Here is a 24,151-nt window from a genome sequence, read left to right on the forward strand (position 1 = left end):
GTCAGCAATCACGAAAGCAATTGTTTCACCGCGGTGACGATCTTGTCGACTTGGGGTAATGCCGCGTCTTCCATGTGCCGGGCGTAAGGAATCGGCACATCCTCGGCGCACACGCGCGCCGGCGGCGCATCGAGCTCGTAGAATGCCTGCTCGACGATGCGCGCGATGATCTCCGCGGCGACGCTGGCGCTGCGCCAGCACTCGTCGACGACCACCGCGCGCCTGCACTTCGTTACCGACGCGATGATCGTCGCGTCGTCGAGCGGCCGCAGCACGCGCAGGTCGACCACTTCGGCGGAGATGCCGCCGTCGGCAAGCGTCTCGGCCGCATCGAGCGCCTTCGGCAGCGAGCCGCCGTACGCGAGGATGGTGACGTCCTTGCCCGCGCGGCGGACTTTCGCGGTACGAATGTCGACACCGTCGAGGTCCGGCAGGTCTCCTTCGATGTTGTAGAGCCCCGCGTGTTCGAAGATCAGCACCGGGTCCGGATCGGCCAGTGCCGGCGCCAGCATGTGGCGCGCATCCTCGACGGTCGCCGGCGCGAGCACCTTGATGCCCGGAATGCCCGCGTACCAGCCTTCGAAACTGTGCGAGTGCTGCGCGGCGACCTGACGGCCAGCGCCCGTCGCCATGCGGACGACCAGCGGCACCGAGAATTGCCCGCCGGACATGTGGTGGTACAGCGCGGCCGTATTGACGATTTGATCGAGCGCGAGCAGGCTGAAGTTCACAGTCATGATTTCGACGATCGGCCGCATGCCACCCAGCGCCGCGCCGATGCCTGCCCCCGTAAACGCGAGTTCCGACAGCGGCGTGTCGCGTACGCGTTCGGGCCCGAACATGTCGAGCAGCCCGGCCGACACCGCGTAGCTGCCGCCATAGCGCCCGACGTCCTCGCCCATCAGGAACACACGGGAGTCCCTGGACAGCGCGTCGCGCAGTGCCTCGCGCAGCGCCTCGCGATAAGTCAGACGGCGGCTCATCGCGGGTCTCCCGTCGCCGTGTAGACGTCGTTGGCGAGCGCTTCGACCGGCTCCCATCCCGCGTCATCGGCAAACGCGACCGCACGGGCGACTTCAGCTTCGACGTCGGCATCGAGCGCAACGAACGCATCCTCCGTCAGCTTGCCTTCGGCCTTGAGCCTTGCGGTGAACGTGTGGATCGGGCCGCAGGTCTTCCATGCGTCGACCTCCGCCTTTTCCCGGTAGAGCTCGGCGTCATACATCGAATGCGCGCGGAAACGATACGTCCGAAGCTCGAGGAACATCGGGCCGGCGCCGCCTCTCACATAGGCAACAGCCTCCTTTGCGGCGTCGTGCACGGCCACGACGTCCATGCCGTCGGTCGAGCTCACCCGCATGTCGTAGGCGGCGGCTTTGGCGCACAGATCCGTTCGGGATTCGTATCGTTCGAGAGCCGTGCCCATCGCGTACAGGTTGTTTTCGCAGCAGAACAGCACGGGCAGTCGCCAGAGCGCCGCGAGATTCATCGACTCGTGAAATGCCCCTTCGGCAACCGCGCCGTCACCGAAGAAACATGCGGTGACGCGCGTGCTCGACTGCATCCTTTCGGCGAGCGCGAGACCGACCGCCAGCGGCAGGCCACCGCCTACGATCGCATTCCCGCCGAACAACCGGGTGTTTCGGTCGAACAGGTGCATCGAGCCGCCCCGCCCGCGGGCGCAGCCCTCGCGCTTGCCATACATTTCGGCCATCAGGACGCCCATGTCCATGCCGCGCACCAGCGCATGTGCATGCTCGCGGTAGGTCGCGACGACGTTGTCCTCGGGTGTCAGCGCATGCAGGGCGCCGATGCCGGTGGCTTCCTCGCCGATATACAGGTGAAGAAAGCCGCGAATCTTTCCCGCGCCGTAGAGTTCGGCGCATTTTTCTTCGAGGCGACGGACGCGCAACATGTCGCGCAGCAGCGCGAACGCCAGATCCGCCGGATAGGGCACGGGGCCTGACGGCGGAAGCGGAGGAGGGTGGTCGACGGGGCTCATGCGCCGCTCTCGAGTGTCGACGTGTCGCCTTCCGCCATCCCCAATTCGCGAGCCTTCAGCAGGCGCCGCATGATCTTGCCGCTGCGAGTGTGCGGGAGTTGGTCGACGAACGCGATTTCCTTGGGCGCGACCGCCGCGCCCAGGCGCTTTCTCGCGTGGGCGAGCAGCGCCTTCCCGAGTGCCTCGTCGGCGCGCTGGCCCTGGTTCAGCACGACGAATGCCTTGATCGATTCGCCGACGACCGGGTCAGGCTTGCCGATGACCGCCGCCTCCGCGACCGCAGGATGCGCCATCAACACGCTTTCCACCTCGCACGGCCCGATCAGGTGGCCGGCCGACTTGATGACGTCGTCGGCCCGCCCGACGAACCAGTAGTAGCCGTCGGCATCCCGCCTGGCGAGATCACCGGTCAGATACCAGTCGCCGACGAAGCATTTGCGATAGCGTGCGTCTTCGTTCAGGTAGCCGCGAAACATGGACGGCCAGCCGCGCCGGAGTGCGAGTTCGCCCTCGATGCCAGGCTCGTCGACGCGTTGCACGCCGCCACCGGCGTCGCGCTTCACGATCACCGCATCCACGCCGGGCAGTGGCCTTCCCATCGACCCGGGCTTGATGTCGAACGCGGGTGTATTCGCGATCATGATCCCGCCGGTTTCCGTTTGCCACCAGTTGTCGTGAATCGGCAGTCCCAGCACTGCCTTTCCCCACCAGACGGCTTCCGGGTTCAACGGCTCGCCGACGCTGGCGATGAAACGCAGGTCCGGGAACGCGTGCTGCGAAGCGATCCCGGGGCCGGCTCGCATCAGCATGCGCACGGCGGTCGGCGCGGTGTACCACACGGATACGTGCTCGTCCTCGAGGATGCCGTACCAGCGCTCGACATCGAATTCCTCGCGGTCGACGATGGAGGTCACTCCATGCAGCAGCGGCGCGATGATCCCGTACGAGGTACCTGTGACCCAGCCGGGGTCGGCCGTGCACCAGAAGTTGTCGTCCGCATGAAGGTCGAGCGCATACCGCCCGGTGACCCAGTGCGTGAGCGCCGCCGCATGCACGTGGACGGCGCCTTTCGGCGTGCCCGTGGTGCCGCTCGTGAAGTGCAGCAGCGCCATGTCTTCCGGGAACGTCGGTTCGTAGCGGCATGTGTCTGCCGCACTGGCCATCAGCGATGCGAGATCGTGGGTGCCGGGTACGGCCGTCGCCGTTCCGGGTACGTCCGCGACGAGCAGGACGTGCTTCAGCCCCGGCATGCGTTCGCGCCACGGGGCAATCTTGCGTTCGAAGATCGAATCGGTCGTGAGCAGCACCGTTCCCGCGCCGAGATTCACGCGGGTGGCGATCGGCTCCGGCCCGAACGCGGAATAGAGGGGAGAGACAACCGTGCCATTCTTGAGCGCGCCGAGCACGCCGACATACATTTCGGGGATGCGTCCGGCGACGATGAACAGGCGGTCGCCCTTGCCGATGCCCAGGCCACGCAGCACGTTGCAGAAGCGGTCGGTCAGCGTCGCGAGTTCGGCGTAGCTGATCGCGCGGGATGGGGTGTTCCGCGCGAGGAAACGCAGCGCGATCCTGTCGCGTCCGGGGCCAGCACAATGGCGGTCGACCGCCTGCCACCCGATGTTGATTCCGCCGCCCGGTTCGATGGCGAGTTCCCGCGCCGCAGCCGCCCACGAGAAACGGCGCCGTTCGCCGTCGTAGTCGACGAGATTCGGCACGACGCGCAGGTCGGCAGGTGTTTTGGCGATGATCGCTGGGACATTCATTCGGACACCATCCGGTCGGGTCGGACGTGCTTCATTCTGGTCGCTGCCGGCGGTTTTCCGTTGATGTGCGTCAACGCACCGCAGGTGCCGAATCGGGCTCGGCCGCGTCGCACTCGTGGTGGACAACAGGATTCGGACGCAAGTTGCCACGAAGGATGCCAACCTATCGCGACATTGTTTGAACGGCCATTTGGCTAAATCTGAGTACGATCCCCTGCCTTTTGATTTCGGTCAAATTCGTTCTGTGTTTCTGAGTGAAGCATTTGTCTTGTAGGTTGGTCGATCTGGGCGCGCGCGGCGTCCGCCGCAGACAAGCCGATGTCGCGCCAGCGCGTCGAAGGAGAATCCTCATGTGGGCACGTGACGTGATGACGACCTCGGTCATTTTCGCGACGCCGGAGATGAGCGTACATGAGGTCGCCAAGCTGCTCGCCGACCACGCGATCAGCGCGGTTCCGGTAGCAGATGCAGACGGCAGGCTGATTGGTATCGTCAGCGAGGGCGACCTTGTGCGCCGCGTCGAGATCGGCACCGGTGCCAGGCGTCGCTCCTGGTGGCTGGAGCTTCTTGCATCCAACACCGAACTGGCCAGCGAGTACGTAAAAGCGCACGCGCAGAAGGTAAAGGACCTGATGAGTGTCGATGTCGTCACTGTCTGCGAGGACACTCCGTTGTCCGAAATTGCAGATCTGCTGGAGCGGTACCGTATCAAGCGCGTGCCGGTCATCAAGGACGACAAGGTGACGGGGCTGGTGAGCCGCGCCGATCTCGTGCGTGCGCTGGCCAGCGATACACACAACGAACAGACGCCCGTCCCACGTGCCGACGAAGAGATACGCGACGCGATACTGGATGCGATGTCAGGCCAACGCTGGACACTATCGCGGGGCCAGGTGATCGTCAGGAACGGCGTGGTGCATCTCTGGGGCGTGATCTTTAGCGAGGAGGAGCGCAAAGCAGTGTGCATTGCCGCCCAGACCGTCCCCGGGGTGAAACAGGTAATCAGTCACCTTGTCTATCCGGTTACGCTTCCCTCGATGTGAAAGTACCCAATAGTCCGCGTTGCCGGCAGCGAGTCAACGAAATTCAGGGAGATGTGTCGGTGCCGGCACGGTGTTGCGCGAAGGCTTCGCCGCCGCAGGCCTGCCAGGATATTTCGCTCGTTCGCAACGATTGCGCGCGTTCTGCGGCACCGTGGAGATCACCGGACGCCAGAACCTTAAGAATGCGGTAAGGAACCGGCACGAACATGAACGCATCGCCCAGGAGAAACACAATGCGGATATCCCGTTCCAGTCACGCGATTCTTTGTCCGTGCCTTTCTGTCTCGATGCTGTTTGCCGGCGTCGCATGTGCCCGTGCCGAAACGCCTGCCCGGCTGCTCGAAGGCTACACGACGCAGGCAGGCACGAGCGCCGCGCCCGCGCGGGGACAGCAGTTCTTTACGTCCCGGCATGGCCGCGAGTGGAGTTGCGCAAGCTGTCATGGAAGCACGCCGACCGGCCCGGGCCGGCACGTCGTCACCGGCAAGACCATCGAACCGCTCGCGCCCGCGTTCAATCCCGCGCGGTTTACGGACGCGGCGCGGACCGAAAAATGGTTCCGCAGAAACTGCAAGGACGTCGTCGGGCGTGAATGCTCGGCAGCCGAGAAGGCGGATGTCCTGAGCTGGCTCATGAGCCTGAAACCCTGACGCCGAACGATCATGAACAACGTCGACTCGACATCCTTTCTGCGCCGGATCGCGCTGCCGCGACATGCAGGCGCGAGCGTGCTCTCGATGCTGCTGCTGTCGCTGCTGCCGCGCGCGGCAATGGCCGAAGACGAAATGCGGGGCATCGCGATTCCGTTGCTCCCGAAGTACAAGCAGGAGTGCGCAACCTGCCATGTCCCCTATCCGCCCGGGGCACTGCCTGCCGAGTCGTGGCGCCGCATCCTGAATGGTCTCGATCGCCACTTCGGCACCGATGCGACGCTGGACCCGACGACCATCGGCCAACTGGAAACGTGGCTGACGGCACACGCGGCGACGGGCGCGGCGGCCCGCCGTCCGCCGGAAGACCGAATTACCCGATCGGCATGGTTTGCCGCCACGCACGACGAGGTTCCCGCGTCCGTGTGGCGCAGCCCGGCGGTAAAGCGGCCGTCGAATTGCGCCGCATGTCATACGCAAGCAGACAAAGGAAATTTCGATGAACGATTCGTCCGCATCCCGAGCTCACGGTGAACCGGCGTGCTCGCGTCCCGCACGGATACTGGTCTGGGACGCTCCGATTCGCGCATTCCACTGGCTGACGGTCGTTGCCTTTGCCGGCGCGTGGCTGACCGCCGAGAGCGAGCGGTGGAGGCTGATGCATACCGCGTTCGGGTACACGATGCTGGCGCTCGTCGCGTTTCGCGTCGTATGGGGTGTGGTCGGCACGCGTCATGCGCGGTTCTCGTCGTTCGTGCGTTCGCCGGCGGCCGTTTTCCGCTACGTGCTGAGCCTCGCGAAAGGCCGGCCGGAGCACCATGTCGGCCACAATCCGGCCGGCGCGGTCGCGATCGTAGCCATGCTGGCGATGACCGTCGTCACCGGGATAACCGGCTGGGCGGCGTACAACGGAAACGGCGAATCGTTCGGCGATCTCCATGAAGGCGCGGCCAACGTGATGCTCGCGCTCGTTGCGGTACATGTCGCCGCCGTACTCGTCAGCAGTGTCGTGCATCGGGAGAACCTGGCCCGGGCGATGGTGACCGGCTACAAGCGCGGGGCGCCGATCGACGGCATCCGGCGTGCCTGGTGGGGAATTGCAGTCGTCATGACGGCGGCGGCGATCGGCTGGTGGTGGACGCAGTGGCATGCGGCGCCGCAGCCGGCTCTGACAGACCGGCCCGTTGCGACGGACACCAGCCGCCCCGGGAACGGGGCGGGCCGGGATAACGATTGACGGCCCAGGACGGAGTGCTCGAACGTGCGCATCCTGCTCGTTGAAGACGACATCCTGCTCGGCGACGGGATCCGCGCCGGATTGCGCCAGCAAGGATTCCAGGTCGACTGGGTGCGCGACGGCGACGCTGCCCAGCGCGAACTGCGCGCGCATGCCCATGCCGCGGCGATCCTCGATCTCGGGTTGCCGCTCGTGGATGGCATGGATGTCCTGCAGCGCATTCGTCGCGACGGCATGGCGTTGCCGATCCTGATCCTGACCGCTCGCGATGCCGTGCCCGACCGCATCAGGGCGCTCGACGTGGGCGCCGACGACTACGTGATCAAGCCCGTCGACCTGTACGAGCTCGGCGCGCGCCTGCGCGCGCTGGTCCGGCGCGCCCACGGCCGGCCGACCGAGCGGCTTCAGGCCCAGGACGTCGAGCTGGAACCCGCATCGCGCACCGCGCGCCGCGCCGGCGTGGCCGTCGCGCTGTCCACGCGCGAGTTCGACCTGCTGCACATCCTGATGCTGAATGCCGGCCGGGTCCTGTCGCGCGAGCAGATCGAGCAGTATCTGTACAGCTGGGGGCAGGAGGTGGAGAGCAATGCCGTCGAGGTGCACGTCCATCGCTTGCGTGCGAAGCTCGGCAGCGAGCTGATCCGGACGGTGCGCGGCGTGGGGTACGTGCTGATGCGGGACGCTGCATGAAAGCCGTGCTGCCCGCGCGCTCGCTGCATGGTCGGCTGCTGACGCTCGTGCCGGCCGTGGTCCTCGGTGTCTGGCTATCGACGCTGATGCTGACCTGGCTCGATGCGCGGCGCGAGATCGACCGGTTGCTCGACGGGCACCTCGCGCAGGCGGCGGCACTGCTTGTCGCGCAGCAGGCACGCGGGCCGGACGACGACGACAATGCGATCGACGCGCCGATCCTGCATCCATACGGGCCCCGCGTGGCCTTTCAGGTATTCCATGAAGGCCGGCTCGGCCTGCATTCCGAAAACGCGCCGTCCAGGCCGATGGTGGCGCCGGAGTTGACCGGGCGCGATCGGGCTTCCGGCTTCTGGACCGTCGTGATCGACGGGAATGCGTGGCGGGTATTTGTGGTGCACGGGATGCGCGACGACGTTCAGGTGTTCGTCGGTGAACGAATCGATTCTCGCAAATCGATCCTCGGCGGCGTGATGCGCAGCGCGTTCTGGCCAATGGCGGCTGCGTTGCCGTTGCTGGTGCTGGCCATCGGCTGGGCGGTTCGCCGCGGCACGGCACCGCTGCGCGACTTCGGGCGAGCGCTGGCGAAGCGGAATCCGCAGGCGCTCGATACGATTCGGCTGGAGCGGACGCCGCTCGAGATGCGGCCGATGCTGGATGCGCTGAACGGCCTGTTCGCGCGGATTCGCGCCGTGATGGACGCGGAGCGCCGATTCACGGCCGATGCCGCGCACGAGTTGCGCACGCCGATCGCGGCCGTCAAGGCACAAGCGCAGGTCGCATTGGCCGAGCGCGATGACGAGCGACGCCGGCACGCGTTGCGGGGCGTTCTCGAAGGATGCGATCGCGCGGCGCGTCTGGTGGACCAGCTCCTGCTGCTTTCCCGTCTCGATGCGGGGGCACTGGCGGACCGCGCGCCGGTCGATGTATCGGCCGTGGCGAAAGGGGTGGTCGCGGAGGCCGCGCCACGGTCGATCGGGAGACAGCAGAAGCTGGAACTCGATGCGCCATCGCCATGTATCGTCGGCGGCAACGAAGCGTTGCTCGCGGCAATGGCGCGCAATCTGGTCGATAACGCGATTCGCTACAGCCCGCCGCTGGCGCGCATAGCCGTTTCGGTTGCCCAACGGGACGGCCGCACCGTGCTGCGTGTCGAAGACAGCGGCCCGGGCATCGGCGACGACGATCTGCACCGACTGGGCGAACGCTTCTTTCGGCCGGCCGGCACCCGACCGAGCGGAAGCGGCCTCGGCTGGTCGATCGTACGGCGGATCGCAGCGGCGCACGAGGCCGACATCCAGGTGGATCGATCGCCCGCGTTTGGCGGATTGCGCGTGACCGTTTCGTGGCCGGCTGCCAATGAAGCCGCTGCGGCCACGCGCTAGTCGATCATGTACGTCACCGATCAGGCTGTACGAGGTCGCGGAAACGGTCGATCGCGGCCGCCATGGCGGGTTCGTCACCGAACACGCCGTATCGTGCGACTACTGGCCGGCAGCGCCGCTTGCCGGGCCGCCAGGCTGGCCGTGCATGTAGCCCGGCCCCATGCCCATACCCATGCCTTGTCCGCGATGCATGCGTCTCATGGGGGGAACGTCAGGCAGCTTGATGCCGCGCGCCTTCGCGCGCTTCTGCATCTCGGCGTGGTGCTCCGCGCGAATTTTCTCGCGCTCGGCATCGGATTTCGCGGCGAGCATGCGTGCGTGGTACTCGTTCCGCTCGGCTGGCGTCATCAGCTGGCTGCCGTACATCATGCCGCCCCACTCGACGGCGGGACCGCTCGCGGGCTGGCGCGGCTGCGCATCGGCCAGGCCGGACGTGATCGCAATCGCGACGCCGATCAGACACGAAGCGGTGAACCTGTTTGCTCTGGACATGACGGTCTCCAGGTCGTTTGCATGGATTCAACCGTACGCAAAACGGGCGGTCGATCCTTTGCCGCAGATCAAGTACCCTGGAGTGACCGTCAATACCATCGAATACATGCCGTGGACATGCAACTGTCAGACGCGAAACGCATCATTCCACGTCGCAGTGCCAACGCGTCCGGTGCAGGCGTGCCATGCGGGCCGCTCCGGTCGCCGGCGACTTCCCGGTCTTCACCGATCCTTCCTTCCTGAAACGTGACCTGAATCGTGATGCCAACCAACCCCGACATCGTTTCGGAAACCGTCGCCGAAGCGACACCCGCGATGGCCGCCGCAGCCACCCGAAGCACTTGGGTGAGCGTCGCCGTCAACCTCGCGCTGAGCATCGGCCAGGTCGTGATCGGCATCCTGTCCCGATCGCAGGGGCTCGTGGCGGACGGTATTCATTCGTTATCCGACCTGATCGCGGATTTCGTCGTGCTGCTGGCCGGCCACCACAGCCGAAAGCCTGTCGACGAAAAGCATCCTTACGGCCATCAGCGCTTCGAAACCGGCGCATCGCTGGCGCTCGCGGCAATTCTGCTGCTGGTCGGCGGCGGCATGCTCTGGTCCGCCATCCAGAAACTCGAGCATCCGGAAACGATCGCGCGCGTCCACGTCGCGGCTCTGTGGGTAGCGCTCGTGGCGCTCGCCGCGAAGGAATGCCTGTTCCGGTACATGCTTGCCGTGGCGACACGCGTGAAATCGAGCATGCTGGTGGCCAACGCATGGCATGCACGTTCGGATGCCGCATCGTCTCTCGTGGTGGCCTGCGGCATCGTCGGCAACCTGTTCGGTTACCCGCTGCTCGATCCTGTCGCCGCACTGATCGTCGGCGGGATGATCGTGAAAATGGGCGCGACGTTCGGCTGGAACGCATTGCATGATCTGATGGATCGAGCGGCCGATGCCGAAGACGTGCAGGCGATTCGCGCGACGCTGATTGCGACGCGGGGTGTGCTGGACGTGCACGACCTGCGCACGCGCAAGACTGGCGACCTGATCCTCGTGGACGTACATCTCGACATCGACGCCGATCTCACGGTTGCGCAAGGACACGACATCGCCGTGGATGCGCGTGCTCGCGTGATGAAGCATCACCGCGTCCTGAACGTGATGACGCACGTCGACCCGCGCGAGCGGGAGCGTGTCGTTGAGGTCACGTCCGGGATTCGCGGCCGATAGGAAGCAACGGTCAAACGACGCGGCCGTTCGACACGTCGCGCATGCCGGTGTCATTCGGAACCCCGAGGACGATGGCCGCGCCGGAACGTCAACCGACGTTCATTGAAGAGTGCGCGCCAGTCGAGCTTCATCAACATGAACACGAGCCCGAGCAGCACCAGTTGGGTGACGATGAAGTATCCGCCGAGGTAGCTGCCTTCGAGTCCGGATTCCAGGTCGAGCCGGGTCGATGCAAAGCGGCCGAGGTGCGCCCAGATCGCATAAGTGGTTGCTCGGCCGACGAAGAACGCCGCCGCGATGATCCTGAGCGGCAACCCGGAAAGTCCGTACGCGATGAACAGATAGTTCGACGGAAGCGGGCTCAACGCATAAAAGAAGAACGCGCCGGCGGTGAGCGTCCGGTGCTTTCGCAGCCAGCGTGAGGCGACGTCGATATTCTCGCGATCCGATTCCCGCATCCAGCGGGAGCGGACGAGCGATCGCGCGAAGATCGCCAGAATGACGCGGCCGGTCGTTGCCGCGCCTGCCGCCACGATGGCAAAGATCAACGGATTGCCGTCCGGCAGGTTGAACCCGACCCACGACATCGCCATCCAGGTAGGCGGAGCGAACGCCGGCATGAGATTCAGCAGAAGGATCAGCAGAAAGAGTACAGCCAGCGTCAGCACGATATCGACTCCAGGGCATCCGGTGTCACCTGTCAATTTTGCTGATGAAAGGGGGCGGCTGCTTGACTCACGTCAAGCAGCGCGCCGTGCCGGCGCGGCGCGGCGCGGCGCGGCAGGCCGATCGTGCTGACCCAGGTCAACGGTCGAACCGCGACGTTCCCTAGACTGAATGCCACGCCATCTTCAGTCGGAACCGGATGCAGTGAGCGCCTCCCTGCCCGGCGCTCGGAAAAATCGTCATGTCGAGAATTCCCTGGTCGATCGATCTCGCGTTGCTGGTTCTCGCGGCCGTCACGCTCGCCGGAGGGGGCATGTGCGTGGCGTTCGATCTGCCTTCACTCGCGCGGGTCATCTGGTTGCTCGGCACGCTGCCGGTCTTGCTGGTGTTGACGGTGTCGCTCGCCACGGCCATCGCGAGAGGGCAGGCGGGCATCGATGTGCTCGCGTGGCTGGCGATCGCGTTGGCGATCGCGCTCGACGAGACGCTCGCCGCAACTGTCATTGCATTGATGCTGGCGAGCGGGCGGACGCTGGAACGGTATGCGCAAGACCGCGCGCAACGCGAGATGACAGCGCTGCTCGGCCGTGCTCCTCGACAGGCAACCCGGTTCGAAAACGGCGAATGGCGTTCCGTTGCCGTGGAAACCATCGTCCCCGGTGACAGGCTGCTCGTGCGAAGCGGCGACTTCGTGCCGGTCGACGGCACACTGACCGATGACGCGGAACTCGACGAATCCATGCTGACGGGCGAGTCGTCCACCCAGCGGCGATGCGCGGGAGAAAGCGCATGCAGCGGCGTGGTCAACGCCGGTGCGCCGTTCGAAATGGTTGCTCGCACGACGGCGGGCGACAGCACGTTTGCCGGCATCGTTCGCATGGTCGAACGCGCGCAGCGCGAGCGAAGTCCGTCCGTGCGTCTCGCGGATCGCTACGCGGCATTCTTCGTGCTCGCTTCGTTGCTCGTCGCGGGCATCGCCTGGCTGCTGGCCGGCGACGTCGCGCGCGCACTCGCCGTGCTCGTCGTGGCCACGCCTTGCCCGTTGATCCTCGCCGTGCCGGTAGCCATCGTGTCCGGCATGTCGCGTTGTTCGAAACGCGGCATCCTCGTCAAAGGTGGGGGCGCGCTGGAGCGTCTCGCGCAAGCGACGATCCTGTTCTTCGACAAGACCGGGACGCTGACGTGTGGGCGGGCGCGCATCGTTGCGATCGAATGCGGCGCGGGCGCCGAAACGGACGATGTGCTGCGTTTCGCGGCGTCATTGGCTCAGGCTTCGGGACACGTCATTTCGGATGCACTGACAGTCGCCGCGCGGGAACGCCGGATCGATCTGTCGCCGCCGTCGGCAATCGTGGAAACGGCGGGCGAGGGCGTGACAGGCCGGGTCGACAACCGGACCGTCGCGATCGGCAAGTTCGGGTACGTCGGCGCCTGCTCAACGGTCGCCTCCTGGAGCGACGCGTTCCTCAAGCGGGTCGGCAACGAGGGCGGGGCTGCCGTATTCGTCGGCGTCGATGGCGTCATGATCGGCGCGATTCGGATGGCCGACCAGGTGCGGCTGGAAACACCGAGGGCATTGCGGTTGTTGAAACGGGAAGGCATCGAGCGCCTCGTCATGCTCACGGGCGACCGGCGAGACATTGCCTGCGCCGTCGGCGAGTTGCTGGGTGTCACCGACGTGCGTGCCGAGCAGACGCCGACCGACAAGCTCGCCGCGATTCAGGCCGCACGCAAGGAAGGCGTGACGATCATGGTCGGCGACGGCGTGAACGACGCACCGGCGCTGGCGGCCGCCGACGTCGGTATCGCGATGGGTGCGCGGGGGGCGGCCGCGTCATCCGAAGCTGCCGACGTCGTACTGCTCGTCGATCGGCTGGATCGACTCGTGGATGCGATACGGATCGCACGACGATCGCGCCGCATCGCGATCGAGAGCGTGGTGGCCGGCATGTCGCTGTCGGTCGTCGCGATGACGATTGCGGCAGCCGGATTCCTGCAGCCGATTGCAGGTGCGGTCATTCAGGAAGTCATCGACGTCGTCGTCATCGTCAACGCATTGCGCGTGCTGCTGGTTCGCCCGCGGCCGACGGACGCCCGGCTGGCAGACGTCGACGTGGAGCAACTCAAGCGCGAGCACGCGGCATTGTCACCGTTGCTGGACCAGATCCGGGATCTCGCGGATCGCATGCCGCAACTATCCAGGGCTGCCATCGCGACCGAACTTGCCCACATGATCGGCGCGCTGGACGAACGGCTGCTGCCGCACGAACGCGCCGACGATCAGGACGTCTACGCGCGTCTTGCCCCGCTTCTCGGTGGCGAGGACCCGCTGGCGGCGATGAGCGGCGCGCACCGCGAGATCTTCAGGATGGTCAGATCGCTCAGGCAGATGGTCGCGGACCTGCCGCGTGACGGAACCAACGCCGTGCAGGTGCAGGCGATACAACGCCTGCTGTACGGGCTGGAAGCGATCGTACGCCTGCATTGCGCTCAGGAGGAGGAACTGTTCCACGCCGTCGGCGCGGATGCGTGACGGGGAAACGCATCACGCATGCGGCGCACTTACGAGAAGGACCGGCGTTTTCGTGATGCGCGCAACGCGTCCGGCCACGCTGCCGACGAGCCAGCCGGTGACGCCGCGCCGCCCATGAGTGCCCATGACGACCATGTCCGCGTTCCATTCGATGGCGTCGTGCACGATCAGGTGAGGCACGTCCGTGCCAGTGCGATCCGTTTGAATCAGCTGCGACTGCGCGTGTCCGGCCGGTGTGCCGTCGAGCAGGGCCATGGCCTTTTGCAGGATGTGATTGCCTTCGCTGACCAACGCCGTTTCCAGCGTCTCGACCGGGACGAAATCACCCAGCGATGTGGGGCGATCGAGCACGTATATCGCACGGAATTCGGTCTCGGGCCGCGAGAATTTCAATCCCGTTCGCAATGCGTGAAGCGCAATCGGGCTGCCGTCGACAGCGAACAGCATCCGCCGCGGCAGGTGCTCGGCCACCGACGCAAAACCCTCCGGAACGATGAGCAGCGGGCAGCCGACGAGCTTGCCGAGCGGGCCGGAAACCGTTCCTTCGATCCATCCGAGCAGGCCATGATGCTGCCGTGCGCCGACGATCAGGAGTTCGGCCTGCCAGGCTTGCGCACAGTCGGCCAGCGCATGTGCGATATCCCCGCCGTGCGTCGACAGATCGACGACTTCCGTGTCGATCGAGAGGTCGTCGCGCGGGATTGCGCTTCGGGCGCGCGACAGCGCGTCGGATGCGTCTCGCAGCAATTCGTCGCGAGCCGATTCGAGAAATGCCGTGGATCTCGATCCGCGCGGGACGAGTGTCCGTGGATTATCTGCAACGCTGACGATATGCACTGCTGCGTTCGATGGAAGGAACGCTTTGGCATACGCGAGTGCATGTGCGGATGCGGCGGAGCCGTCGATGGCGATCAGCACCCGCAGGGGAGCGGAGACTGCCTGGACGGGTGAAGCGCTGGTGTTCATGAATGTCTCCCGATGGCAAGCGACAGTCTTGTACACGGCCATTTTTCGCACGGTCGGTGCCTGCCGGGTTGACCTTCGTCAAGTGCGTTCGTCTTCGCGGTGCCGGGCGAGACGGCGGCCCGATCGCGGCGAGCGCATGGCCGCTATCGCGTTGACATGAGTCAAGCGGGAGGCCGACTTCAGGCAGCAGCATTGAAACGAGGCCGCGTTGATCGCGACAGGCACCGAGCCTGCGCAAACCGCGCCGCGTGCCGCTACCCGACTGGAGAAATGATCATGCGAAAGCTGGCAATGTTGATCGTGCTTGCGCAGATGCTGTTCGCCGCAACAACGTGCGGGGCTGCCACCGATCAGTCGGTCCGGAGCGTCACGAAGCACGGCCTGACCGTCCATTTCGGCATCGTGCCCGCTGACAAGGCCTCACGCCCGCAGCAAGAGGCGGGCGTGCCAGGCGATGCGAAGAACGGGCAGGGGCTGGCCAGCTATCATCTCGTGGTTGCACTGCTCGACGCCAGGACCGGATCGCGCATCGATGACGCGATGATCGTCGCCACGATGACCTCACCGGCGTCCAAGGCCCGGCCGAAGGTTCAAATCAAGCGTTTGCCGGCGTTCACGGTCAACGGCATGGTGACGTACGGCAACTACTTCGACATGCCGTGGGCCGGCCGGTATTACATCGATCTTTCAGTCAGACGGCGCGACAGCGCCGACACGGTTCACGTTCGACTGAATTACGAACACACTCTCTGAGGACTCCCTTTGCAGACGTGGTGCATTGAAAACCGGGATTCGTTTCCAGTCTGATTCCGCGGGCAGCTTCCGCGCGTCATTTGTCAGACTTTGACGGCATGACCGGACAGCGCTGCGCGTGACGCCGTGCTCGACGGTCAATTCCGGTCAGCGGACGGAACCCTCTGCCGAGCGCCACGCGCGGGCAAAGGCAGAATGCGCGGAAGCACATTCTCGGATTTGAACAACTTGTGCGCCACCGCGCCCAGCACGTGCAAACCCACCAGCGCGGCCAGCCCGTAAGCCGTGAGCGCGTGCAATTCCCCCAGCCAGTGCGACAGTTCGCGGCTCCTGGGCACCAGGGTCGGCAGCGAGAAGAGCCCGAAGCAGCTGGCCGTGTGCCCGGCCGCATTCGTCTTCATCCATCCAAGCACGGGAATGGCGACCATCAGCACATAGAGCAGCCCGTGGACGCCGCGTTCCGCAAAATGGTTCATCGTCCCGGTCGGATTGACCGACGGCGGGAGCCTGCGTCGCACGCGCAGCCGATTCACGATGCGAATCGCCACGAGTACGAGAATGGCGACGCCGATCGACTTGTGCAGGCTGACGAGGTCTTCATTGTCGTCCAGCAGCAAGCCGACGATCAGGTTGCCGATCAGCGCGGCGGCCAGCAGCCAGTGCAGCAAACTGATCGATAGCGGATAGCGGGTAACGGTCTTCATGACGGAAATGCCTGTTCAGTGGCGAAAGCGCAGCCCGCCCGGATCATCCGAGCAGGTCGTGATAGTGTTTTTTCGATCCGTTGATTCGCCGCAACGCCTGTTTCGCCGCGGACAGGTCATTGGCCTGGATGGCACGATCGACGTCGGCCAATTCATCGCGCAATGTGCGCATGCCTTCGTCATAGGTCGGCTGATCATTGCGATACCGCTGGCGGCTCGCCTGCTGCGCATCGCTTTCGAGCCGTGTCACGTAGCCTTTCATTTCAGGAATCGTCCGGCTGTCCATCGCACCCTGCATCGCGTGCTTCATGTCTCGCATCAGCGTCTTGATCTCGCTGGCGCAGGCCGGCGCGGCAGCCACGGCAAGCAGCAGGCCCAGCGTTGCGCAAAAACGGAGTCGGAACGGTAGCCGGTTCATGGTCGTGACTGATTGCGAGTGTCGTTGACCGCGACCATAGAGTGCCGACGTTAACGGATTCTTAAGGACCGGATTTTCGCGCGCCCCGCTTGATGGCTGCCCACGCGTGCGGTTATCGTGCGCCAATGGACGCCATGTCCGGATCAAAAGGAACACGACACCATGCGGGTGTTACTCGTGGAAGACGACAAGCTGATCGGCAGCGGCGTGGAGGATGGCCTCATCGAGGCCGGCATGACGGTCGACTGGACGCACGACGGCAGGCATGCGCAGCTCGCGCTCGAAACGACGCCGTATGACCTCGTCGTGCTTGATCTCGGCCTGCCTCGCATGTCGGGAGTTGAATTGCTCGACTGGCTTCGCAAGCGCCGCGACCATACGCCGGTGCTGGTCATGACCGCGCGCGACACCGTGGCCGATCGCGTGAGCGGCCTGAGCGCGGGCGCCGACGACTACATCGGCAAGCCGTTCGACCTGACCGAGCTGATTGCCCGATGCCGTGCGCTCGTGCGACGCTCGCAGGGCCGCGGCACCGATACGATCGACTATGGCGACCTGTCGATCGATCCCGCGCTGATGACGGTGACGCGCGGCGCCGAACGAATCGCGTTGACGTCGCGCGAATGCGCATTGCTGGTCGAACTGCTGGCGAATCAGGGCCGCCCGCTCTCGCGTGCGCAACTCCAGGACAGTCTCTATGGCTGGAACGAGGAAATCGAAAGCAATGCGATCGAAGTGCATGTGTCGAATCTGCGCAAGAAACTGGGCGCCGACTTGATTCGCACGATTCGAGGTGTCGGCTACGTGGTGGAGAAGGCATCGTGATGCGCTCGATCCGACAACGGCTGACCTTGCTGGTGCTGTCGGGTGTCGTGGTGGTCTGGGCGTACTCGCTGATGTCGAGCTATCGCCAGGCGATTCACGAAGCGGAGGAATGGGACGAAACCCGCCTCGAGCAGATCGCAAGAGCGTTCGTCGCGCTCGACGCGTCCGATCTGCCGGTGTTCGCGGACATCGTTCTCGGCTCGCGGGAAGACGACGATGGCGACAACGATGCATCGCCGCGAATGCTGTATCAGATCAGTGACGCAGGCGGACGAATCCTGTCCGCCAGTCCGGGGCTTGATTCGCTCGATCTGCCGGTGTTTCCCGCCGTCGCATCGAGTCCGATCCGGTTCGGCAATCCGAAGTGGCACGCGTATGTGCTGACCGATGCCGTGCGCGGCCGTACCGTGCGCATCTTCGAACAACGCACGCATCGGTCGGACCTGTCCGCGGAAGTGGCGCGCCGTGTCGCACGGCCGCTCGCATTCGCGTTGCCCGTGCTGGCCGTGTTGATCTGGCTGGCGATCGGGCGCAGCCTGACGCCGCTACGGACGCTGTCGGAGGCGATCGACGCACGTTCGCCCGACAGCCTCGATGCAATCGATTCGAAGGGCATTCCCGAAGAAGTGCGGCCGCTGGTTGCCGCACTGAACACGTTGCTGCAACGTCTGCGCGGCTCGCTCGATCGCGAGCGCGCATTCACCAGCGACGCCGCACACGAGCTCAAGACACCGCTCGCGGCGCTCAAGGTTCAGGCACAGGTCGCGCTCACCGCACGCGATCCGGACCGTCAACGGCGCGCGATGCAACGCGTCGTCGAGGGCGTAGACCGAAGCACCCATCTGGCGGACCAGTTGCTTGCACTGGCTCGACTGGACGAAACCATTCCGATGCCCGGCGAGGAGGTCGATCTCGCGCGCGTGGTGCAGACCTGCATCGACGACCACCAGGCGAGAGCGGACCGCAAGCAGATGTCGCTGATTTCAGGCGTCAGCGGTCCGGTTATCGCACATGCACCGTCGACGCTGGTGCGCGTGCTGCTCGACAATCTCGTCGATAACGCAATCAAGTACGGTCGCGAACAAGGGCGCATCGAAATCACATCTTGGCAGGATGCCGGCGCGATCAACCTGCAGATACGGGACGATGGCCCCGGCGTCCCGGATGAAGATCTGTCCCGACTGCAGGATCGTTTCTTTCGCGGCGCGGATCACGACGAAAGCGGCAGCGGGCTGGGGCTGTCCATTGTCGCGCGCATCGTGGCCAAACTCGGCGGGAGCCTGACATACATCGATGGCTTGAACGGCAACGGATTCGGCGTGCGCGTCACGTTCCCTTCGTCGGTGTGACCGAAGCGGCGATGTCGGTTCCGCCCCTGTCTTTCACATGCGATGCGTGCCGGAACGCGAAGTTAACATTGCCTTCAGTTTGAGCGGGGCATGCTGTCTCTACGGCAGACGAGACGTTCTCGGATGCCGACCCTGTTCACTGGAGATCGAGATCATGAAATTCGCTATCCGTACCATCATGCTGGCGGCGGCCATCATCCCCGCATTCGCATCGGCTGCCCAATCGGGCAGCGGCCTGACGCGGGCGGAAGTCCGCGCCCAGATCACGCAGGTCGAGCAGGCCGGTTACAACCCTGCCCGAAAAGACATTCACTATCCGCAATCGATCCAGCAGGCCGAGGCGCGCATCCGGTCTTCGGAATCGGCGCCGCAGGCCGACGCGTCGGGCTATGGGCCTGCATACGGGGCGGGGGGCGACTCGGGGGCCGCGGTCCAGAGTCATGCCGTGGCACCTCGGTTGTATACGCATCATTGACGGCACTCACGCACGTATGCACGCTTGCGTCGGCGGCCGCCGTTGTCGACGACCGAACTTCGATTTCATTTTCCGGGTTCACGTCCCGCACTTTCCGGATCGACGAGCGGGAACCGGCGTGCGTCCCATACGCCTGCGTCCGAATCCCGCGGGGGTGAACCAGTCAGGTAATTTGGTGCGCCGGCGCGCACTGCGAGGGCAACTGTGGCCTTCGGCGCCGGCTCATGCACCGAAATGAGGAACGCGGCTCGCCGGAATTTCCGTCTCGCGCCGGTGCAGCAAGCGTTTCACGACGATGGCCCGGTTTTTGCTGGAGTCTTGCCGGCCGCGCAACGATTGCGCGCTGCCCGACGACATACCAGACAAGGAAGATTCACCGTGAGCCCGACGACTCGACTGTTCCCCCGACGCAAGTGGCTGGCTGCGCTGATCGCAGCACCCGTGATGGCGCTGTTCGCTGCCGCGCCGGCCCATGCCGATGCACTCGACACCATTGCGAAGAGCGGTGCGCTGCGCGTCGCGGTGCCTGAAGATTATCCGCCGTTCGGCTCGGTCGGCACGGACATGCAACCGCAGGGCTACGACATCGACATGGCCGAGCTGCTCGCCAAATCGCTCGGCGTGAAGCTGAAGCTGGTGCCCGTGAACAGCGCGAACCGGATTCCGTATCTGACGACCAACAAGGTCGACATGGTGATCTCGTCGCTCGGCAAGACGCCGGAGCGCGAGAAGGTCATCGATTTCTCGACCGCGTATGCGCCGTATTTCCAGGGCGTGTTCGGGCCCGCGGACGTGAAGGTGGGCGCGCCCGCCGACCTGACCGGCAAGACGGTCGGCGCCACGCGCGGCGCGCTCGAGGAGATCGCGCTGTCGCAGCTCGCACCGAATGCGACGATCAAGCGTTTCGAGGACAACAACGCGACGATCCAGGCGTTCCTGTCGGGGCAAGTGCAACTGATCGCCGCCGGCAACATCGTCGCGGCGGCGATTCTCGCGAAGAATCCGCCGCGTCGGCCCGAGGTCAAGTTCGTGATCAAGAATTCGCCGTGCTTCGTCGGCGTCAACAAGAACGAACCGCGACTGCTCGCGAAGATCGACGATGCGATCGCGCATGCGAAGCAGGACGGCACCCTGGGCGCGATGTCGAGGAAATGGCTCGGCCAGCCGTTGCCGGCCGGCCTGTGACGGATCGCTGCGTCGCCTGATAGATCGCCGCAGCCGGCGTCGCCGGCGCGGCGAATGTCATTGTCCGAACCCGAATTCATTCAATCGTCATGAGCTATCAGCTTCAATTCGGCGAGCTCGCCGAATACGCCGGCGTGTTCGCCAGCGGCGCGGCGGTCACGCTTACGCTGACCGCGGTCGCAACCGTGCTCGGCGTGGCGATCGGCGTGCTCGGCGCGGCCGCGTACAGTGCCGACGCGCCCGCGGCCGTGCGGCTGCGGCCGATGATCGGCGCGTACGTCGAGGCGATCCGCAATACGCCGTTCGTCGTCCAGCTGTTCTTCATCTTCTTCGGATTGCCCGCGCTCGGCGTGCACATCGGCGAATACACGGCCGCTATTCTCGCGATGACGCTCAATCTCGGCGCGTACTCGGTCGAGATCGTGCGCGCGGGCGTCGCCGCCGTCCCGAACGGGCATCTGGAGGCGGCATCCGCGCTTGCGATGTCGCGCGCCCAGATGCTGCGCCACGTCGTGCTGCCGCAGGCGCTCGCCAAGGTGTTTCCCGCGCTTTCGAGCCAGATCGTGATCACGATGCTCGGTTCGGCGGTCGTGTCGCAGATCTCGGTGGCCGACCTGACCTATGCGGCGGGCTACATCCAGTCGCGCAACTTCCGCGCATTCGAGACGTATTTCGTCATCACGCTCGCGTATCTGGCGATGGCGCTGCTGCTGCGTGGCGCGCTCGGCACGATGGGGTGCCGCCTGTTCTCGCGTCGCGTGCGGGGGGCACGATGATCGACTTCACGTTCGGGCAGATTCTCGCGAACCTGCTGCTGGCCGCGCGCTGGACGATCGTGCTGTCGATCGTGTCGTTCGTGTCCGGCGGCCTCGTCGGACTCGGGCTGCTCGTGATGCGCGTATCGAGTTCGACGGTGCTGCGCGGCACCGCGAAGCTCTACATCCAGGTATTCCAGGGCACCCCGTTGCTGATGCAACTGTTCATCGTGTTCTTCGGCCTGCCGCTCGTCGGGCTCGACGTTCCTCCGTGGGTCGCGGCCACGGCAGGGCTCACGTTCTTCACCAGCGCGTATCTCGCGGAGATCTGGCGCGGCTGCGTCGAAGCGGTGCCGAAAGGGCAATGGGAGGCGTCGGCGAGCCTGGCCATGAGCTACGTCGAGCAGTTGCGTCACGTGATCCTCCCGCAGGCTGCCCGCATCGCGATCGCGCCGACGGTCGGCTTCGGCGTGCAGGCCGTGAAGGATACGGCACTGGTATCGATCATCGGCTTCACCGAGCTGACGAAGGTCGGCATCGCGATCTCGAACGCGACGTTCCGGCCGTTCGTCGTGTATGGCCTCGTCGCGCTGATCTATTTCGCGCTCTGTTATCCGCTTACCCGTTATGCGCGCACGTTGCAAAGGAGATGGCATGCCGCTCGTTGAAACCCGTGGTCTCGAAAAGAGCTTCGGCGCCCATCATGTGCTCAAGGGCATCGATTTTTCCGTCGAGCGCGGGCAGGTCGTATCGATCATCGGCCGCAGCGGCTCGGGCAAGAGCACGCTGCTGCGCACGCTCAACGGGCTCGAGAGCATCGACGCCGGCACGATTTCGATCGACGGCGAACGCGTCGACGCCCGGCACGCGGACCTGCGTGCGCTGCGGCTCAAGGTCGGGATGGTGTTCCAGCAGTACAACCTGTTTCCGCACCTGAGCGCAGGACAGAACGTGATGCTCGCGCAGTCGGTCGTGAAGAACACGCATCGCCAGCAGGCGCGCGCGATCGCGGAACTGATGCTCGAGCGCGTCGGGCTCGGCGACAAGTTCGACGCGTTCCCCGAGCAGTTGTCCGGCGGCCAGCAGCAGCGCGTCGCGATTGCGCGTGCACTCGCGATGAAGCCGAGCGTGCTGCTGTGCGACGAAATCACGTCCGCGCTCGATCCCGAGCTCGTCGGCGAGGTGCTGGGCGTCGTCGAGCAACTCGCGCGCGACGACATGACGCTGATCATGGTCACGCACGAGATGAACTTCGCGCGCGCGGTGAGCGACAGGATCGTCTTCATGCATCAGGGCAGGGTATGGGAGAGCGGGACGGCCGAAGAGATCTTCGAGCGGCCGCAGACGGTGGAATTGACGCGGTTTCTGGGCAGCGTCCGGAACACGGAAGCCGTTGCGCGCTGATCGGCCATGCGGAGGGCTGACATCGTCGCCCGGATCACCGACAATCCGGCGTGTGCGCCGCGCCCGCGCGTGCCGAGCCGCCCGAGAGAGTCCTCCATGTCCGGAATATCCATCAGGTCCGCCAGCCTCGACGATGCGCAGGCGATCGCCGATTTTCACGTCAAGGTCTGGCGGCATACCTATCGCGATCTCGCGCCGGCGCAAGCGCATGCCGTGCTCGACGAGCGCTATCGCGGCAGGAAATGGCGGGAGAAGCTGGCGTCGAACGAGCGCGACCAGCTGGTGCTCGTGGCGGAAACAGATGGCGCGATCGTCGGCATCGGCGCAGCCGGCGCGCCGTCGGAGCCGATTTTCGGCGGCCGTGGCGAAATCAGGTTCCTGTACGTCGATCCCGACTTCAAGCGCCGCGGCATCGGCCGCATGCTGCTCGCGCAACTCGCAACGCATCTGAAAGCGTCGCGGTATCCGGGCGCCGCGTTGAGTGTCGTCAAGGGAAACGCGGCAGCGATCGCGTTTTATGAGGCATTGAACGGCCGGTTCGCAGGCGAGTACGTCGACGCGGGGCCGATCTGGCGATCGCAGAACATCGTCATGGTGTGGGACGACTTCGCGAGTCTCGTTTCCTGATGTCCGGCCTGATCGCAAGCGAGCGCGCGCATCACGCGAGGCGCGCGCGCAACCACGCCGTGAACGCGGTCACGAGCGGCGTCTCGGTCAGCTCGTGACGCGTGACGAAATAGTACGCATGACGTGACGGCACCGTTTCGCTGAACGGCCGCACGAGCGTGCCGTCGGTCAGGTCGTCACGCACCGACAGGCTGTCGCCGAGCGCGACGCCCTGGCCGTGCACCGCGGCTTCGACGCCGATGTGCGCGTTGCCGATCTCGAGGATGCGGATGCCCGGCAGCCGGTCGGCCTTCGCTTCGGCCAGCCAGCGCATCCACGAGCCCGCGTGCTCGCAGAACAGCGTGCGCCCCGCGAGATCCTGCACCTTGCGGATTGCATCGCGCCCGTTCATCAGCGCGGGGCTCACGACCGGGAACAGCGCCGGATGCTCGAGCAGTTCGACGTGCCGGTTGCGCCAGTTGCCTTCCCCGTAGCGGATGCAGACATCGACATCCTGCGAATAGATTTCGCGCTCGTCGTTCGACGGAATCACCTTCAGATGGATGCCCGGATAGCGCTCGAGAAAATCGCCGATGTGCCGGGCGAGCCAGCGCGACGTCAGCGACAGCGGCGTCGACACGACGAGATCGCCGACGGCGGCCGGCGAATCGAGCCTGACGGTGGCGTTCGCGATGATGTCGAACGCGGTGCCGACCGGCTCCAGCAACGCTTCGCCCTCGGGCGTAAGCTTCACGCGCGCCTTTGATCTGACGAATAGGGCGACGCCGAGCGTGCTCTCGAGAATCCGGATCTGGTGGCTCACCGCGCTCGCGGTCACATGCAGTTCGTCGGCGGCGGCCGATACGCTGCCACGCCGGGCGGCGGCCTCGAACGCGCGAAGCGGGTTCAACGGGGGCAGGCGGTTGCGCATCGGCGGGGGTGTCGGCGACGACGGTGCTGAGAAAAATTTCATTTAAGCGGATTCAATTTCTCGCTACAACAAAAAAAATTGAATGCCTACAGTGAGGGCAA

Annotated in this window: 26 protein-coding genes; 17 read left to right on the top strand and 9 right to left on the bottom strand. The window is 65.2% G+C overall.

What is annotated here, in order from left to right; translation table 11 throughout:
• Positions 1-8: 8 nt before the first annotated feature.
• From WI26_RS28395 to acsA, 3 genes are read right to left on the bottom strand one after another with little or no spacing between them, the layout of a single operon-like run.
• Positions 9-983: an alpha-ketoacid dehydrogenase subunit beta gene (locus WI26_RS28395; RefSeq protein ID WP_069228053.1), complete on the bottom strand. Its 975-nt coding sequence runs from the start codon at positions 981-983 to the stop codon at positions 9-11.
• Positions 980-2,002, bottom strand: coding sequence for a pyruvate dehydrogenase (acetyl-transferring) E1 component subunit alpha (pdhA, locus tag WI26_RS28400; protein ID WP_069228054.1), 1,023 nt, complete (start codon positions 2,000-2,002; stop codon positions 980-982). Before pdhA ends, WI26_RS28395 begins: the two co-directional genes overlap by 4 nt.
• Positions 1,999-3,768 carry an acetate--CoA ligase gene (gene acsA, locus WI26_RS28405; RefSeq protein ID WP_059593785.1) on the bottom strand — a complete coding sequence of 590 codons (1,770 nt, stop codon included), beginning with the start codon at positions 3,766-3,768 and terminating at the stop codon, positions 1,999-2,001. Before acsA ends, pdhA begins: the two co-directional genes overlap by 4 nt.
• Before the next feature lie 350 nt (positions 3,769-4,118).
• Between acsA and WI26_RS28410 the strand changes: the two genes are divergently transcribed.
• The 6 genes from WI26_RS28410 (at position 4,119) to WI26_RS28435 (ending at position 8,773) form a co-directional block, all read left to right on the top strand.
• The gene (locus tag WI26_RS28410) at positions 4,119-4,811 is read left to right on the top strand and encodes a CBS domain-containing protein (protein ID WP_059540580.1); all 693 of its coding nucleotides are present in this window, start codon (positions 4,119-4,121) and stop codon (positions 4,809-4,811) included.
• Positions 4,812-5,098: 287 nt separating this feature from the next.
• A complete protein-coding gene (locus WI26_RS28415; RefSeq protein WP_059511376.1) occupies positions 5,099-5,461 on the top strand; it encodes a DUF1924 domain-containing protein in 363 nt (120 codons plus the stop codon).
• A gap of 12 nt (positions 5,462-5,473) precedes the next feature.
• Positions 5,474-5,995 (top strand): diheme cytochrome c, encoded by a 522-nt coding sequence (locus WI26_RS28420; protein ID WP_069228055.1) that lies wholly within the window; start codon positions 5,474-5,476, stop codon positions 5,993-5,995.
• On the top strand, positions 5,961-6,698 hold the full coding sequence (locus WI26_RS28425) for a cytochrome b/b6 domain-containing protein (protein WP_069228056.1): 738 nt from the start codon (positions 5,961-5,963) through the stop codon (positions 6,696-6,698). The genes WI26_RS28420 and WI26_RS28425 overlap by 35 nt, the downstream gene beginning before the upstream one ends.
• A 24-nt stretch (positions 6,699-6,722) precedes the next feature.
• Positions 6,723-7,388, top strand: a complete 666-nt coding sequence (locus tag WI26_RS28430; protein ID WP_059540575.1) for a response regulator — start codon at positions 6,723-6,725, stop codon at positions 7,386-7,388.
• Positions 7,385-8,773: an ATP-binding protein gene (locus WI26_RS28435; RefSeq protein ID WP_069228057.1), complete on the top strand. Its 1,389-nt coding sequence runs from the start codon at positions 7,385-7,387 to the stop codon at positions 8,771-8,773. Before WI26_RS28430 ends, WI26_RS28435 begins: the two co-directional genes overlap by 4 nt.
• A gap of 99 nt (positions 8,774-8,872) precedes the next feature.
• On the opposite strand, the gene WI26_RS28440 is transcribed toward WI26_RS28435, so the two are convergent.
• Positions 8,873-9,265: a hypothetical protein gene (locus tag WI26_RS28440; RefSeq protein WP_059541607.1), complete on the bottom strand. Its 393-nt coding sequence runs from the start codon at positions 9,263-9,265 to the stop codon at positions 8,873-8,875.
• Positions 9,266-9,526: 261 nt separating this feature from the next.
• Between WI26_RS28440 and WI26_RS28445 the strand changes: the two genes are divergently transcribed.
• Positions 9,527-10,480: a cation diffusion facilitator family transporter gene (locus WI26_RS28445; RefSeq protein ID WP_069228058.1), complete on the top strand. Its 954-nt coding sequence runs from the start codon at positions 9,527-9,529 to the stop codon at positions 10,478-10,480.
• Positions 10,481-10,530: 50 nt separating this feature from the next.
• Here WI26_RS28445 and WI26_RS28450 read toward each other — a convergent pair whose 3' ends face one another.
• A complete protein-coding gene (locus WI26_RS28450) occupies positions 10,531-11,148 on the bottom strand; it encodes a VTT domain-containing protein (RefSeq protein WP_059593773.1) in 618 nt (205 codons plus the stop codon).
• A gap of 239 nt (positions 11,149-11,387) precedes the next feature.
• Here WI26_RS28450 and WI26_RS28455 point away from each other — a divergent pair, with 239 nt between their 5' ends.
• Positions 11,388-13,679, top strand: coding sequence for a heavy metal translocating P-type ATPase (locus tag WI26_RS28455; RefSeq protein WP_069228059.1), 2,292 nt, complete (start codon positions 11,388-11,390; stop codon positions 13,677-13,679).
• A gap of 12 nt (positions 13,680-13,691) precedes the next feature.
• On the opposite strand, the gene WI26_RS28460 is transcribed toward WI26_RS28455, so the two are convergent.
• Positions 13,692-14,645 carry a universal stress protein gene (locus WI26_RS28460; RefSeq protein WP_069228060.1) on the bottom strand — a complete coding sequence of 318 codons (954 nt, stop codon included), beginning with the start codon at positions 14,643-14,645 and terminating at the stop codon, positions 13,692-13,694.
• A 276-nt stretch (positions 14,646-14,921) separates the two neighbouring features.
• Here WI26_RS28460 and WI26_RS28465 point away from each other — a divergent pair, with 276 nt between their 5' ends.
• Positions 14,922-15,398, top strand: coding sequence for a hypothetical protein (locus WI26_RS28465; RefSeq protein WP_155768841.1), 477 nt, complete (start codon positions 14,922-14,924; stop codon positions 15,396-15,398).
• Between the two features lie 137 nt (positions 15,399-15,535).
• Here WI26_RS28465 and WI26_RS28470 read toward each other — a convergent pair whose 3' ends face one another.
• Together WI26_RS28470 and WI26_RS28475 are read right to left on the bottom strand one after the other, a co-directional pair.
• Positions 15,536-16,102, bottom strand: a complete 567-nt coding sequence (locus tag WI26_RS28470; RefSeq protein WP_081334389.1) for a cytochrome b — start codon at positions 16,100-16,102, stop codon at positions 15,536-15,538.
• A 43-nt stretch (positions 16,103-16,145) separates the two neighbouring features.
• Entirely contained in the window at positions 16,146-16,520 is a 375-nt protein-coding gene (locus WI26_RS28475; RefSeq protein ID WP_059504851.1) for a cytochrome b562, read from the bottom strand.
• Positions 16,521-16,682: 162 nt separating this feature from the next.
• Between WI26_RS28475 and WI26_RS28480 the strand changes: the two genes are divergently transcribed.
• The 8 genes from WI26_RS28480 to WI26_RS28515 all read left to right on the top strand — a co-directional run bounded on the left by WI26_RS28480 (position 16,683) and on the right by WI26_RS28515 (position 23,140).
• Positions 16,683-17,345 (top strand): response regulator transcription factor, encoded by a 663-nt coding sequence (locus WI26_RS28480; RefSeq protein ID WP_069228063.1) that lies wholly within the window; start codon positions 16,683-16,685, stop codon positions 17,343-17,345.
• A complete protein-coding gene (locus WI26_RS28485) occupies positions 17,345-18,694 on the top strand; it encodes an ATP-binding protein (protein ID WP_069228064.1) in 1,350 nt (449 codons plus the stop codon). Before WI26_RS28480 ends, WI26_RS28485 begins: the two co-directional genes overlap by 1 nt.
• A 154-nt stretch (positions 18,695-18,848) precedes the next feature.
• Positions 18,849-19,169, top strand: a complete 321-nt coding sequence (locus tag WI26_RS28490; protein ID WP_059539225.1) for a DUF4148 domain-containing protein — start codon at positions 18,849-18,851, stop codon at positions 19,167-19,169.
• A 378-nt stretch (positions 19,170-19,547) separates the two neighbouring features.
• Positions 19,548-20,354: a transporter substrate-binding domain-containing protein gene (locus WI26_RS28495; RefSeq protein WP_069228065.1), complete on the top strand. Its 807-nt coding sequence runs from the start codon at positions 19,548-19,550 to the stop codon at positions 20,352-20,354.
• An 89-nt stretch (positions 20,355-20,443) separates the two neighbouring features.
• A complete protein-coding gene (locus tag WI26_RS28500) occupies positions 20,444-21,130 on the top strand; it encodes an amino acid ABC transporter permease (RefSeq protein WP_069228066.1) in 687 nt (228 codons plus the stop codon).
• Positions 21,127-21,777 carry an amino acid ABC transporter permease gene (locus WI26_RS28505; protein WP_059504842.1) on the top strand — a complete coding sequence of 217 codons (651 nt, stop codon included), beginning with the start codon at positions 21,127-21,129 and terminating at the stop codon, positions 21,775-21,777. Before WI26_RS28500 ends, WI26_RS28505 begins: the two co-directional genes overlap by 4 nt.
• Positions 21,764-22,513: an amino acid ABC transporter ATP-binding protein gene (locus tag WI26_RS28510; RefSeq protein ID WP_059511362.1), complete on the top strand. Its 750-nt coding sequence runs from the start codon at positions 21,764-21,766 to the stop codon at positions 22,511-22,513. The genes WI26_RS28505 and WI26_RS28510 overlap by 14 nt, the downstream gene beginning before the upstream one ends.
• Positions 22,514-22,609: 96 nt before the next feature.
• On the top strand, positions 22,610-23,140 hold the full coding sequence (locus WI26_RS28515) for a GNAT family N-acetyltransferase (protein WP_059542001.1): 531 nt from the start codon (positions 22,610-22,612) through the stop codon (positions 23,138-23,140).
• Between the two features lie 31 nt (positions 23,141-23,171).
• Here the strand turns inward: WI26_RS28515 and gcvA are convergent, their stop codons facing one another.
• Positions 23,172-24,050, bottom strand: coding sequence for a transcriptional regulator GcvA (gene gcvA / locus WI26_RS28520; RefSeq protein WP_069228067.1), 879 nt, complete (start codon positions 24,048-24,050; stop codon positions 23,172-23,174).
• Positions 24,051-24,151 lie beyond the last annotated feature (101 nt).

The sequence above is a fragment of the Burkholderia diffusa genome (assembly GCF_001718315.1).
Lineage (GTDB): Bacteria > Pseudomonadota > Gammaproteobacteria > Burkholderiales > Burkholderiaceae > Burkholderia > Burkholderia diffusa_B.